This window comes from Streptomyces sp. NPDC001204 (assembly GCF_053598035.1).
This window is the reverse complement of sequence record NZ_JBSFJL010000002.1, coordinates 458,057-471,540: the sequence shown is the minus strand read 5'-3', so window position 1 is coordinate 471,540 and position 13,484 is coordinate 458,057. Positions and strand designations below refer to the sequence as shown.

10 protein-coding genes are annotated in these 13,484 nt (G+C 73.9%); 2 read left to right on the top strand and 8 right to left on the bottom strand.

What is annotated here, in order from left to right; translation table 11 throughout:
• Positions 1-4: 4 nt before the first annotated feature.
• The 6 genes from ACWC91_RS04940 to hrcA form a co-directional block, all read right to left on the bottom strand.
• A complete protein-coding gene (locus tag ACWC91_RS04940; protein WP_450640887.1) occupies positions 5-3,238 on the bottom strand; it encodes a S41 family peptidase in 3,234 nt (1,077 codons plus the stop codon).
• Between the two features lie 80 nt (positions 3,239-3,318).
• The gene (locus ACWC91_RS04935) at positions 3,319-3,900 is read right to left on the bottom strand and encodes a hypothetical protein (protein ID WP_450640886.1); all 582 of its coding nucleotides are present in this window, start codon (positions 3,898-3,900) and stop codon (positions 3,319-3,321) included.
• A 92-nt stretch (positions 3,901-3,992) separates the two neighbouring features.
• Entirely contained in the window at positions 3,993-4,733 is a 741-nt protein-coding gene (locus tag ACWC91_RS04930) for a 16S rRNA (uracil(1498)-N(3))-methyltransferase (protein ID WP_225075090.1), read from the bottom strand.
• A complete protein-coding gene (locus ACWC91_RS04925; RefSeq protein ID WP_450640884.1) occupies positions 4,730-5,818 on the bottom strand; it encodes a nitronate monooxygenase in 1,089 nt (362 codons plus the stop codon). Before ACWC91_RS04925 ends, ACWC91_RS04930 begins: the two co-directional genes overlap by 4 nt.
• A 146-nt stretch (positions 5,819-5,964) precedes the next feature.
• Entirely contained in the window at positions 5,965-7,101 is a 1,137-nt protein-coding gene (gene dnaJ, locus ACWC91_RS04920; protein ID WP_225075092.1) for a molecular chaperone DnaJ, read from the bottom strand.
• The gene (hrcA, locus tag ACWC91_RS04915; protein WP_225075093.1) at positions 7,102-8,118 is read right to left on the bottom strand and encodes a heat-inducible transcriptional repressor HrcA; all 1,017 of its coding nucleotides are present in this window, start codon (positions 8,116-8,118) and stop codon (positions 7,102-7,104) included. It abuts the gene before it with no gap.
• Between the two features lie 201 nt (positions 8,119-8,319).
• Here hrcA and ACWC91_RS04910 point away from each other — a divergent pair, with 201 nt between their 5' ends.
• Both ACWC91_RS04910 and ACWC91_RS04905 read left to right on the top strand, forming a co-directional pair.
• Positions 8,320-9,063: an MBL fold metallo-hydrolase gene (locus ACWC91_RS04910; protein ID WP_225075094.1), complete on the top strand. Its 744-nt coding sequence runs from the start codon at positions 8,320-8,322 to the stop codon at positions 9,061-9,063.
• A gap of 32 nt (positions 9,064-9,095) precedes the next feature.
• Complete coding sequence (locus tag ACWC91_RS04905) at positions 9,096-9,911, top strand: DUF3097 domain-containing protein (protein ID WP_376501012.1); 816 nt, start codon at positions 9,096-9,098, stop codon at positions 9,909-9,911.
• Positions 9,912-10,060: 149 nt separating this feature from the next.
• Here ACWC91_RS04905 and hemW read toward each other — a convergent pair whose 3' ends face one another.
• Together hemW and ACWC91_RS04895 are read right to left on the bottom strand one after the other, a co-directional pair.
• Positions 10,061-11,293, bottom strand: a complete 1,233-nt coding sequence (hemW, locus tag ACWC91_RS04900) for a radical SAM family heme chaperone HemW (protein ID WP_225075096.1) — start codon at positions 11,291-11,293, stop codon at positions 10,061-10,063.
• A gap of 88 nt (positions 11,294-11,381) precedes the next feature.
• Positions 11,382-13,337, bottom strand: coding sequence for a SpoIIE family protein phosphatase (locus tag ACWC91_RS04895; protein ID WP_450640883.1), 1,956 nt, complete (start codon positions 13,335-13,337; stop codon positions 11,382-11,384).
• Positions 13,338-13,484: the final 147 nt, after the last annotated feature.

Below are 13,484 nucleotides of genomic sequence, written 5' to 3'. Positions count from 1 at the left end.
ACGGTCACGGCAGGGACGGCGGCGTCTTCGCGGGTGTCTCCTGGAGCGCCTGAAGCGCGAGGCGGATCGCCTCGTCGAGCTGGACGTCGTGGCCCGCCGCGTGGTCCTGCGGGCGTTGCGCGACCTCGACGTCCGGGTCCACCCCGTGGTTCTCCACGCCCCACCCGTAACCCTCCAGCCAGAAGGCGTACTTGGGCTGGGTGATCAGCGTGCCGTCGACCAGGCGGTAGCGGCTGTCGATGCCGATCACGCCGCCCCAGGTGCGGGTGCCGACGACCGGCCCGATGCCCAGCGCCTTGATCGCCGCGTTGACGATGTCGCCGTCGGATCCCGAGAACTCGTTGGCGACGGCGACGACCGGGCCGCGGGGCGCGTCCAGCGGGTAGCTCTCCGGCCGCATGCCGCGGGGCAGGTCCCAGCCGACGATCCGCCGGGCCAGCTTCTCCACCACGAGCTGGGAGGTGTGGCCGCCGCGGTTCTCGCGGACGTCGACGACGAGCCCTTCGCGGGCCACCTCCACGCGCAGGTCGCGGTGGATCTGCGCCCAGCCGGGGGCCTGCATGTCCGGCACGTGCAGGTAGCCGAGGCGGCCGCCGGACCGCTCGTGGACGTAGGCGCGGCGGTCGGCCACCCACGCGTGGTAGCGCAGGGGTTCCTCGTCGGCGACGGGGACCACGACCGCGTGCCGCGGGTCGCCCCCGCCGGCCGGCAGGACGGTCAGTTCGACCGGCTTGTCCGCCGTGCCGACCAGCAGCGGGCCGGGGCCGGCCACCGGGTCGACGGGGCGGCCGCCGACCGCGACGATCGCGTCCCCGGCGCGCACCGCGACGCCGGGAGCGGCGAGCGGGCTGCGCGCGTCCGGGTCGGAGGTCTCCGAGGGCAGGATCCGGTCGATCCGCCAACTCCCGTCCTGGTGCCGGGAGATGTCCGCGCCGAGCAGCCCCTGCCGGGTGCCGTGCCCGAAGCCCCCGGGCGGCATGACGTAGGCGTGCGAGGTGCCCAGCTCGCCGTGCACCTCCCAGAGCAGGTCGACCAGGTCGTCGTGGGTGGCGATCCGGTCCAGGACGGGCCGGTAGCGGTCGAGGACGCCGTCCCAGTCGACGCCGCCCATGTCCGGCCGCCAGAAGTGGTCCCGCATGACGCGGCCGGTCTCCTCGTACATCTGCCGCCACTCGGCTGCCGGGTCGACGGTCTGCCGGACCCGGCCGAGGTCGACGGTGATGTTGGAGTCGCTGTCCTCGTCGCCGGAGGCGCGCCGGTCGCTCGGCACGACCTTGAGCTTGCCGTCCGTCCACAGCAGGACCCGCTTGCCGTCGCCGCTGACCGCGAAGTGGTCGGCGTCGGCGGCGAGATGCTCGATGCGCTGCTGGAGGAGGTCGTAGCGCTCCAGCTCGGTCTTCGGGTCCGGGTCGCCGGGCGTGGCGCGGGAGGCGCCGAGAACACCGCGCACCGGGTGCCTGAGCCAGAGCACGCCGTCCTTGGCGGCGCGCAGGTTCGAGTAGCGGGCGGCCTCGACCGGGAACGGCACGATGCGGTCGGCCAGGCCCTCCAGGTCGATCCGTGTCGCCGGGACACCCTCGCTGTCCGGGGTCTCGTCCTTGTCGGGCGCCTCGAAGGGCCGGCCGTGCCGCTGCGGGCCGAACGGCGAGGGGGTCGCCGCGGCGAGCGTGATCAGGTGCGGGCGGGAGCTCTCGACGAACGCCAGGTCGAAGACGTGCTCGTCGTAGACCGGGTCGAAGGAGCGGTGGGAGAGGAAGGCGAGGTGCTTGCCGTCGAGGGTGAACGCGGGCGCGTGGTCCCGGAAGCGCAGCGGGGTCGCCTCGGTGACCGACAGGTCGGTGGTGTTGGCGAGGCGGAGCTGGCTGAGGGGGCGCGGCCCGGGGTGCGACCAGGCCAGCCAGGCGGAGTCGGGCGAGAAGGCGAGGTCGCCGACGTCCCCGTGCTCGCTGCGGTCGACCTCGCGCACCTCGCCGCTCTCGCGTTCGACGAGCAGCAGCCGGCCGTCGTGCGAGGCGACGGCGACGCGGCTGCCGTCGGGGGCGGTGGCGAGTTCCAGGACGCGGCCGAGCTGCCCGGCGCCCAGCCGGCGCGGGGTGACGCCGGGCGCCAGGCCGGTGGCGGGCGCGAACTCCAGGGCGTCGTCGCCCTCGGCGTCCGTCACCCACACCACCCACTCCTCGCCCTCGGCGCGGAAGGTGCGCGGCAGCCGGGTGCGTACGCCGGGCTCGGCGGCGAGCGCGCGGGCGGGACCGGAGCGGTGGGTGACCCAGTGGACGGCGCCGCGCACGGCGACCGCGCTGCCGCGCGCGGTGTGGTCGGGGGCCGCCGAGCCGAACCAGTGGGAGGCGTTCACCGGATACGGCTGGAGGTCGACGCGCGGCCCGCCGAGCCGGACGTCGATCCGGCGCGGATCGGCGCCGTCCAGATCGTCAAGCAGCCACAGTTCACCGGCGCTGGAGTAGACGACCCGGGTGCCGTCGGTGGCGGCGTGCCGGGCGTAGAAACCGTCCAACTGGGTGTGCCGGCGCAGGTCGGAGCCGTCGGCGAGGGAGGAGTACAGCGCGCCGGTGCCCTCGTGGTCGGAGAGGAACGCGATCCTCTCCCCCACCCACAGCGGGTATTCGAGGTTGCCGTCCAGGTCCTCGTGCAGCCGGACGAACTCCCCGGCGTCCTCACGGTCGATCCACAGCTTGCCCGCCGTGCCGCCCCGGTACCGCTTCCACCAGGCCGCCTCGCGGCCCATCGGCGCGGACAGCAGGACGGTGTGCGGGCCGTGGACGACGTCGCCGACGGGCCCGTACGGCAGGGTGGTTGCCGGTCCGCCGTCGAGCGGGACGGCGCGCGCCCAGGTGCGGCGCAGGCTGGCCTGGCCCTGGGTGCTGATCGCGAGGACCTCGCCGTCCGGGGTCCAGCCGCGCACCTGGGTCTTCGAACTCCCCCAGTACGTCAGGCGCCTGGCGGGACCGCCGGCGACCGGGGCGATGTGCGCCTCGGGAGCGCCGTCACGGGTGGAGGTCCAGGCGACGAAGGCGCCGTCGGGCGAGATGCGGGGGTGGTTCGTCGGCACGTTGTCGGCGCTGACCCGCCAGGCCCTGCCGCCGTCCAGCGGCGCGAGCCACACGTCGTCCTCGGCGGTGAAGGCGACCAACTCGCCGCGCAGGTGCGGGAACCGGAGATACGCGGTGGAGGCGGACGATGCGGACGGCACGGGCGACGGAGACGATGCGGGCTGAGTCACGTGATCACCCTACGCAGGGGCGACGGCGACGGACAGGGGTCGGATGGCTCCCCCCGCGCACAACCGGCGGCGGTGCGGCCTCACTTGCCCCGGACGGGCCAGCAGGTGGGATCGCCCTGGCACCAGATGGTCCGGGTGACGGTCACCGTGACCGCCGGCTCCGGCTGACCGTGGGTGGGCCGGTAGGTGACGGGCGGGCGGTACGTCGGTGCGGTCGTGGCGTCGCAGTTGCCGAGGCCGCCCACGTGGAACACGACCCTGCCGCCCACCCTGGCGGTCAGGTCCCCGCGCACACAGGCTCCGTCGACGGCCCGGGTGACCTTCCCGGTGACGGAGATCTTCCGGCCGTCCTTCGTCTCCCCCTGGCAGTCCACGGAGACCACGGTGGTCTCGGACGCCGACGGCGACCGGTTCCCCTGGCTCCCCGCCGCGCGCGTCCCTACGCCGTCGTCCCTGCCCGTGCAGCTGATCCAGCTCACCGGCACGTGCCGCCGGTTCAGCTCCGCCGTCGCGGTGCTGTCGGTCGTGTACGCCGCGGACGCGGCGTTGAGCCCGCCGGGTTCACATGCGACGGCACCGCCCGCGGCGACCGCCGCGAGCACCGCCACGGCCCTCACCCGCCGCCCGCACGGCAGGTGCCGAATCCGCCTGGATGCCCCCATGCACGGCAGCCTGCCACCGCCGCGCCCGGGGCGGTAGAGCGCATACGGCCACACGCGCGCCGCGCGCGCCCGCGCTCATGCGGCCCCGCCGGTCAGGACCAGCGGCCGGTACGGCCCAGCAGCAGGGCGGCGGCCGCCGTGCCGGCGGTGGAGGTGCGCAGCACGGTGGGGCCGAGCACGTACGCCTTCGCCCCCGCGTCCCTGAACTGCGCCAGTTCCTCGGGTGACACCCCGCCTTCGGGGCCGACGACCAGCACGATGTCGCCCTGGGCGGGGAGTTCGACGGTGGCCAGGCGTTCCTCGCCGCTCTCGTGGAGCACGGCGGCGAAGTCGGCTTCGGCCAGAAGTGCGGCAACCTGTTTGGTCGTCGCCGCGTCCGCGACCTCGGGGAAGCGCACCCGGCGGGACTGCTTGCCGGCCTCGCGGGCGGTCGCGCGCCACTTGCCGAGCGCCTTCAGACCCCGGTCGCCCTTCCACTGCGTGATACAGCGGGAGGCGGACCAGGGCACGATCGCGTCCACGCCGACCTCGGTCATGGTCTCCACGGCGAGTTCGCCGCGGTCGCCCTTGGGCAGGGCCTGGACGACGGTGATGCGGGGGGACTCCGGCGGTTCCTCGACGAGGGACGCCAAGTCCGAGACCACCAGCCGGTCCTTGCCCTCGGCGGCCTTGACCACGCCCTCGATCCAGAGCCCGCGGCCGTCGGTGAGCACCACGTCCTCGCCCGGCCGCAGCCGCTTGACCGAGACCGCGTGCCGCCCCTCGGGGCCCTCCAGCACGAACTCCGTTCCGATTGACCTCAGTTCGTCCACGACAAACACCGGCGCGGTCATCGCGCGTCACCTCCTGCCGCGAAACCGGCCTCCAGCGCCGCCCGTGCGGCGTCGAGTTCGGCGAGCAGCACCTCCACCAGCTGCCCGGCGGGCAGCTCGCGGGCCATCCGGTGGCCCTGGCCCGCCCACAGTGCCATGCCCTGCGCGTCCTTCGCCTTGGCGGCCGCCTTGCGCAGCGGCGCGGTGAGGTGGTGGACCTCCGGGTAGGCGGCGGGCGCGTACGGGCCGTGCTCCCGCATGAAGCGGTTGACCAGTCCGCGGGCCGGCCGTCCGGAGAACGCCCGGGTCAGCTCCGTACGCGGGAACACCGGGTCGGTGAGGGCCTGCTTGTGCAGCTCGTGCGCGCCGGACTCGGGGGTGGCGAGGAAGGCCGTGCCGAGCTGGGCGGCACTGGCGCCCGCCGCGAGCACGGCGGCGATCTGGCTGCCGCGCATGATGCCGCCCGTGGCGATGATCGGCAGGGCGACCGCCTCCCGGAGCTGCGCGACGAGCGAGAGCACGCCGATCCCGGCGCCGCTCTGTTCCGGCAGGTCGCGATGGGTGCCCTGGTGACCGCCGGCCTCCACGCCCTGGGCGATCACCGCGTCCGCGCCCGAGCGGTCCACGGCGAGCGCCTCCTCGGTGGTGGTGGCGGTGGCGAGGACGAAGGTGCCGACCCGGTGCAGGGAGTCCACGACCTCGCGGGCGGGCACGCCGAAGTGGAAGGAGACGACCGGCACCGGATCCTCCAGGAGCACGGCGAGCTTGGCGTCGTAGCCGTCGTCGCGTCCGGAATCCGGGTCGCCGAGTTCGGTCTCGTACCAGCCGGGCTCGCCGGCGAGCTGGTGGGCGTAGAGGTCGACGGCGCCGGTCTCGGCGCTCTCCGGCTGCGGCATGAACACGTTGATGCCGAAGGGGCGGCCGGTCAGTCCGCGCAGCTGCTTGATCTCCTGGTACATGCCGTCGGCGGTCTTGTAACCGGCGGCGAGGAATCCCAGCCCACCCGCATCGGACACCGCCGCGGCGAGCGGCGGCACCGCCGGACCGCCCGCCATCGGCGCCTGCACGATCGGGTGCGGGAAGAGATCGGTCAGTGCGGAGGACATGACGGCATGTTGTCACGTCCGCTTGACGAGTCCGAATCCGGGCGACCTCCGGCATATGCCGGAGGAATCCCTTCCGGCCCAACCACTGAACCCGGCCGACCCGGGCCCCGCCTCGGCACGGGACCCCCGGCCGACCCCAGCCCGCCTCAGCGACCGTTGAACGCGTCCTTCAACCGCGAGAACAGCCCCTGCTGCCCCGGCTGGAACTGCCCCTGTGGGCGTTCCTCGCCGCGCAGCTTGGAGAGCTCGCGCAGCAGGCGTTCCTGCTCGGGGTCGAGCTTGGTCGGGGTCTGGACCTCGACGTGGACGATGAGGTCGCCCCGGCCGCCGCCGCGCAGGTGCGTGACGCCCCGGCCGTGCAGTGGGATCGACTGGCCGGACTGGGTGCCCGGGCGGATGTCGACCTCCTCCAGGCCGTCCAGGGTCTCCAGCGGCACCTTGGTGCCGAGGGCCGCCGCGGTCATCGGGATGGTGACCGTGCAGTGCAGGTCGTCACCGCGCCGCTGGAAGGTCTGGTGCGGCAGCTCGTGGATCTCGACGTACAGGTCGCCGGCCGGACCGCCGCCGGGGCCGACCTCGCCCTCGCCCGCGAGCTGGATGCGCGTGCCGTTGTCGACCCCGGCCGGGATCTTCACGGTCAGGGTGCGGCGGGCGCGGATGCGGCCGTCGCCGGCGCACTCCGGGCACGGGGTGGGCACCACCGTGCCGAAGCCCTGGCACTGGGGGCACGGGCGCGACGTCATGACCTGGCCCAGGAAGGACCGGGTGACCTGCGAGACCTCACCCCGGCCGCGGCACATGTCGCAGGTCTGCGCGGTGGTGCCCGGGGCCGCTCCCTCGCCGCTGCACGTGTTGCAGACGACGGCCGTGTCGACCTGGATGTCCTTCGTGGTGCCGAAGGCCGCCTCGTCCAGCTCGACCTCGAGCCGGATCATCGCGTCCTGGCCGCGGCGCGTGCGCGAACGCGGTCCGCGCTGCGACGCCGTGCCGAAGAAGGCGTCCATGATGTCGGAGAAGTTCCCGAAGGAACCGGCCCCGAAGCCGCTCGCGCCGGCCGCGCCGGCCTGCGAGAGGGGGTCGCCGCCGAGATCGTAGACCTGCTTCTTCTGCGGGTCGGAGAGCACCTCGTAGGCGGCGTTGATCTCCTTGAACCGCTCCTGGGTCTTCGGATCCGGGTTGACATCCGGGTGCAGCTCGCGCGCGAGCCGCCGGAAGGCCTTCTTGATCTCTTCCTGCGACGCGTCACGGCGCACGCCGAGAACGGCGTAGTAGTCCGTGGCCACCTACGACTCCGCCAGGATCTGTCCGACGTACCGTGCCACTGCGCGTACCGCTCCCATCGTTCCCGGGTAATCCATGCGGGTCGGTCCGACCACGCCGAGCTTGGCCACTGCCTCGCCGCCCGAACCGTAGCCGACCGACACGATGGACGTGGAGTTGAGTCCTTCGTGGGCGTTCTCGTGACCGATGCGCACGGTCATGCCCGGATTCTGCGTCTCACCGAGCAGCCTCAGCATCACGACCTGCTCCTCCAGCGCCTCCAGAACGGGCCGGATCGTGAGCGGGAAGTCGTGCGCGAAGCGGGTGAGGTTGGCGGTGCCGCCGATGACCAGCCGCTCCTCGTTCTCCTCGACGAGCGTCTCCAGGAGGGTGGACAGCACGGTCGAGACGGTACCCCGGTCCTCGAGGTCGAAGCCGTCGGGCAGGTCCTCCACGAGGTGCGGGACGTCCGTGAAACGGCGGCCCGCGACCCGGCTGTTCAGCCGTGCCCGCAGATCGGCCAGGGAGGTCTCCCCGAAGGGCGCCGGGCAGTCGACCATCCGCTGCTCGACCCGGCCGGTGTCCGTGATCAGCACGAGCATCACACGCGCGGGCGCGAGAGCAAGCAGTTCCACGTGCCGCACGGTCGAACGGGTCAGCGACGGATACTGCACGACGGCGACCTGCCGGGTCAGCTGGGCGAGCAGCCGTACCGTGCGGGCCACCACGTCGTCGAGGTCGACGGCGCCGTCGAGGAAGTTCTGGATGGCACGCCGCTCGGGCGCGGTCATCGGCTTGACCTCGGCCAGCTTGTCGACGAACAGGCGGTACCCCTTGTCGGTGGGGATACGGCCGGCACTGGTGTGCGGCTGGGCGATGTAGCCCTCGTCCTCCAGGGCCGCCATGTCGTTGCGGACCGTGGCCGGTGAGACGCCCAGGCTGTGCCGCTCGGTGAGGGCCTTGGAGCCCACCGGCTCCTCGGTGCCGACGTAGTCCTGGACGATGGCGCGCAGCACCTGAAGCCGCCGCTCGCTGAGCATCGCGCGCACCTCCAGGGTCGTTCCTCGGCCACCCGCCTGGCACTCTGCGCATACGAGTGCCAGCTCTACCCGGCCCAGTGTACGGCTGCCGGGTACGCCCCCGGCAAGGCCGGGCCGCGACGGACTACGAGGTCGGGACCGGGATCACCCGGGATCGGCCGGGATGTCGTACCCGGCGGGCATCACCGCTAGCGTCGCCCTATGACGGATGCGCGGGAAGCCCCTCGGGAAGAACTGGAATGGGAACGGCTGGCGGACGGGGTGGGGCGGTGCCGCCTGCCCGGATGGGACTGCACGGTCGGGCTGGTCGTCGGGGAGGGCGCCGCGCTGATGGTCGACGCGGGTTCGAGCCACGCGGAGGGCGCACGGTTGCGTGCGTGGGCGCGGGCGCTCGCCGGTGGTGATGTGACACATCTCGCGCTCACCCACCCCCACTTCGACCACATCTTCGGGGCCGCGCAGTTCGACGGCGCGGAGATCTTCGCCGCCGAGGGCGCGGACGCCGTGTTCGGTGACAGCGGTGAGCGCGCCGAGCTGCGCGGGGACGCGGTGCGCCAAGGCCTGGACGCCAAGGCGGCCGAGGAGGCGGCGGACGCCCTGGTAAGGCCCGGCCACGAGGTCCGGGACCGGCTCACCCTCCGGCTCGGTGGCGGGCGGGAGGTGCTGCTGGCGAACATGGGCCCGGCGCACTCCACGCACGACCTCGCGGTGGTGGTGCCGGGCGACCAGACCGTGGTGTTCTGCGGGGACCTGGTCGAGGAGTCCGGCGAGCCCCAGGCGGGCCCGGACGCCGTGCCGTCCCGGTGGCCCGCCGCCCTCGACCGGCTGCTGGCGCTCGGCGGCGAGGACGCGCTGTACGTCCCCGGTCACGGAGCGGTGGTGGACGCCGCCTTCGTCCGCGCCCAGCGGGACGCCCTGGCCGCGCGCTTCGGCGTGTCGCTCTGATCGGACACGGGCCTGTCCATATCGTCACTCGAATGCGCCAGTATTCGCCCGACCTCACTCCGCCCTGGAAGAAGCCCCGGCCCGTGCCGGAGGTTCCCGCCGAGCCGGGTCTGGTCGTGGAGGAGCCCGGGACCGGCTTCTGCGGGGCGGTGATCCGCTGCGAGGCGGGCACGGTGACACTGGAGGACCGTTTCGGCAAGCACCGGGTGTTCCCGCTCGCGTCCGGCGGCTTCCTGCTGGAGGGCCGGGTGGTCACCCTGGTGAAGCCGTCGTCAGGCCCGGTACGGCCCACCCGTACCGCATCCGGTTCGGTCGCCGTGCCCGGGGCACGCGCGCGTGTGGCCCGCGCCGGGCGCATCTACGTCGAGGGCCGGCACGACGCCGAACTGGTCGAGAAGGTGTGGGGCGACGACCTGCGCGTCGAGGGCGTGGTCGTGGAGTACCTGGAGGGCGTGGACGACCTGCCGGCGATCGTCGAGGCGTTCGCGCCCGGTCCGGACGCCCGCCTCGGCGTCCTCGTGGACCACCTGGTGCCCGGCAGCAAGGAGTGGCGCATCGCCGAGTCGGTGACCAGCGAGCACGCGCTGGTGGTCGGCCACCCGTACATCGACGTCTGGGAGGCCGTGAAGCCCTCCTCGCTCGGGATCGAGTCCTGGCCCCGCGTCCCGCGCGGCCAGGACTGGAAGACCGGCGTGTGCCGCGCCCTGGGCTGGCCGGAGAACACGGGCGCGGCCTGGCAGGGGATCCTGTCCCGCGTGCGGTCCTACAAGGACCTGGAGCCGGAGTTGCTCGGGCGGGTGGAGGAGCTGATCGATTTCGTCACGGCAACGGCCGGCGGTGGGGCATGACGTCGGGCGACGTGCCGAATCCGCTCCTGTCGAGTTCGGCACCGAGGGCGTCGAGTGTCAGCGGATCGCCGAACTTCGTCTTCTGCTCTCCCTTGTAGCAGGTTGGGGGGTCGAACCGAGGCTCTGCGGTGGTTCACTCCGCCGAGTGATCAATCCACCAGATCCCGCACCACCGCGTCCGCCAGCAGCCGGCCCCGCAGGGTGAGCACGGCACGCCCCGCCTCGTACGGCCCTTCCTGGAGCAGCCCGTCGGACAACGCGCGCCGGGACGCGGCGAGGCCGTCCGGGCGCAGCAGGTCCAGGGGGACGCCCTCGCGCAGCCGCAGCTCCAGCAGGACGCGCTCCACCCGGCGGTCCTCCTCGGTGAGGAGTTCCCGGCCGGCGCCCGGGGAGCGGCCGGCCGCGAGGGCCGCCGCGTACGCGCCGGGGTGCTTCACGTTCCACCAGCGCACGCCCCCCACGTGGCTGTGCGCGCCGGGTCCCGCGCCCCACCAGTCGGCGCCGCGCCAGTACAGCTCGTTGTGCAGGCAGCGGCCGGCTTCCGAGGTGGCCCAGTTGGACACCTCGTACCACTCGAAGCCCGCCGCGGTCAGCGTCTCCTCGGCGATCAGGTAGCGGTCGGCGTGCACGTCGTCGTCCGTCATCGGGATCTCCCCGCGCCGGATCCGGCGGGCGAGCCGGGTGCCCTCCTCCACGATGAGGGCGTACGCCGAGACGTGGTCGGGGCCGGCGCCGAGGGCCGCGTCCAGCGAGGCCCGCCAGTCGTCGTCGGACTCGCCGGGGGTGCCGTAGATCAGGTCGAGGTTGACGTGCTCGAAGCCGGCGGCGCGGGCCTCGGCCACACAGGCCTCGGGGCGGCCGGGCGTGTGGGTGCGGTCGAGGATCTTGAGCACGTGCTGCCGGGCGCTCTGCATGCCGAAGGAGATCCGGTTGAAGCCGCCCTCGCGGAGCGTGGCCAGGTAGGCGGGGTCGACCGACTCGGGGTTGGCCTCCGTCGTGATCTCGGCGTCGGCCGCGAGGCCGAACTCGTCGCGGATCGCCCCCAGCATCCGCACCAGGTCCTCGGCGGGCAGCAGCGTGGGCGTGCCGCCGCCGACGAAGACCGTGCGGACCTCGCGCGGGTCGTCGCCGAGCACCTTGCGGGCGAGGCGCACCTCGTCGGTCAGCGTCCCGGCGTAGTTGTCACGGGAGGCGAGCACCCCGCCGGTGCCGCGCAGCTCGGTGGCGGTGTAGGTGTTGAAGTCGCAGTAGCCGCAGCGGGTCGCGCAGTAGGGGACGTGCAGATAGAACCCGAGGGGCCGTTCGGCCGCCCCGGCGAGCGCGGCCACGGGCAGCGCACCGTCATCGGGAACGGACTCACCATCGGGAAGTGCGGAAGGCATGCCTTCCATTGTCCAGCACGACGGGAGAAGCCCGGCCCGGCCGCCGGAGCGGCGGGGGCTGGGCGGCTTCTTCGGGCGTCGTGTTCTGTCAGTCGCGTTCGGCCTGGAGTACCAGCAGGGCCAGGTCGTCCTCCGGCGGGCCCGTCCCGAAGTCGTGTACGAGCCGGCGGATGCGCTCGGCGATCGGTTCCGCGTCGAGCCCGGCGCAGGCGGCGAGGGCCGTGGCGAGGCCGTCGCCGTCGTCGAACTGACGGGAGCCTGAGCGCCGCTCGGTGACGCCGTCGGTGACGCACAGCAGGGTGTCGCCGGGCCGCAGGTCGAAGGTCTCGCAGGCGTACGTCTCGTCCTCGATCACCCCGAGCAGCGCCTGCGGCCGGGCCACCGTACGGACGCCTCCCTCGCGCCCGAGGACCAGCGGCAGCGGGTGCCCGGCGGAGGCGAGGGTGCAGCGCACGCCACCGTCGAAGGGGACCAGCTCGCCGTACAGCAGGGACAGGAACCGGGTCTGGGTGTCGCCGGGGACCGGGGTCCGCCCGCCGGCCGCCACCAGGACGCGCGCGGCGGCGTCGGCGGCCTCGGTGGCGTCGTCGAGGAGGAGCTGGTTGAGGCGGTCCAGGACGTCGGCGACGCCGTAGCCCTCGCGGGCCAGCAGCCGCAGCCAGGGGCGGGCGAGCCCGATGACGACGGCGGCCTCGGGACCCTTGCCCTGCACGTCGCCGACCGCGAAGCACCAGCGGCCGTCGCCGGCCGGGAAGAGGTCGTAGAAGTCACCGCTCGGGCCGCCCTTGTCGCACGGCTCGTACACCAGCGCGCTGCGCAGACCGGGGATCTCGGCGACCGCGCCGGGCAGCAGGCCGCGCTGGAGCACGGCGCTGATGGTGGCCTGGCGGGCGTACTGCCGGGCCGCGCCGATGGCGAGGGCGACCCGGCGGCTGAGGTCCTCGATCAGCCCGGTGACCTCGTCGGGGAAGCGGAGCAGCCCGGTCCGACCGATGACCAGCGTGCCCAGCGGACGGCCTCCCGCGATCAGGCGGTACGCCAGCGCCGCGCCGTGGGCCGCGTGCGGGCCGAGGGCCTCCCCGGGCCAGGGGTACGGGTCGGGCCCGGACCGCAGGCCGTCGGTGGGGCGCGGCGGGTCCTTCTCCAGGGCCCGGCGCAGTTCCTCGATCCGGCTCTCGCTGCCGTGCCAGACACGGGCGAGCCGCGGCCCGGCCGCGCCGGTCCCGTCGTGCCAGCCTCCACCGCCCTCGGCTCCGCTCCAGCGCGAGGCCCCCCAGCGGCCGGTCGACTCGTCCTCCAGCCACACCGCGCACCAGTCGGCCAGCCGGGGTACGAGCAGCTGTCCGGTGAGCGAGGCGACCAGGTCCTCGTCGAGCTGGCCGGCGAGCAGGTCGGAGGCCTCCGCGAGGAAGGACAGCGCGCCGCGTCCCAGCCAGTCCCGGTCCCGCCCGGCGCGCTGGGGCTCGGGCGCGACGAGGACCTCGGCGATGCCGAGCCCGCGCTCGGCGCCGTACACAGCCTCCCCGGCCTCCTCCGCCGGGCCGGCCTCGGCGGGCAGCCGCGCCCACACCGTCTTGGCGCCGGCCCGGTAGGTGACGCCCCACGCCTCGCAGAGCGTCGCGACGAGCCGCAGGCCGCGGCCGTGCTCCGGGGTCTCGTGCGGTGCCCCGGAGCCGTGGTCGCGGAGGGGGCGCGAGGGGTGGTGGTCGCACACCTCGACCACGCAGGCGCCGGTCTCCGGCTCCAGCCGGCAGGTCAGCTCGACGTCGGTGCCCGCGTGCACGACGGCGTTGGTGACCAGTTCGCTGACCACGATCAGGGCGTCCTCGGCCAGTCGCTCGCCGATCTCGAACCCGAGGTCCGTCCACTCGGTCAGCGCGGCGCGCAGCCGCGCGCGGGCGGCGCCGGGCGCGAGGGAGCCCCCGGGCAGTGTCGCGTGCGTCCGCGGGCATGCCCCCGCGGCGTACGCGCCCGGACCGGACGCGTGCGCGGGTACCGCGAAGGCACGGGAGGCGGTCTCCCGCTGCGTGGGAATGACCCCCATCTGCGGCTCCCCGGGCGGTCCGGACGAATCGGTTCGGTCGATGCCGACAGGGTGACAGACCGACCGCGCCCATAAGCAAGGAGTTACCGAAGTGTGTCGCCTTGCACGAGAACCATGAGAACTGCGCTACCAAAGTGATCAAAGACG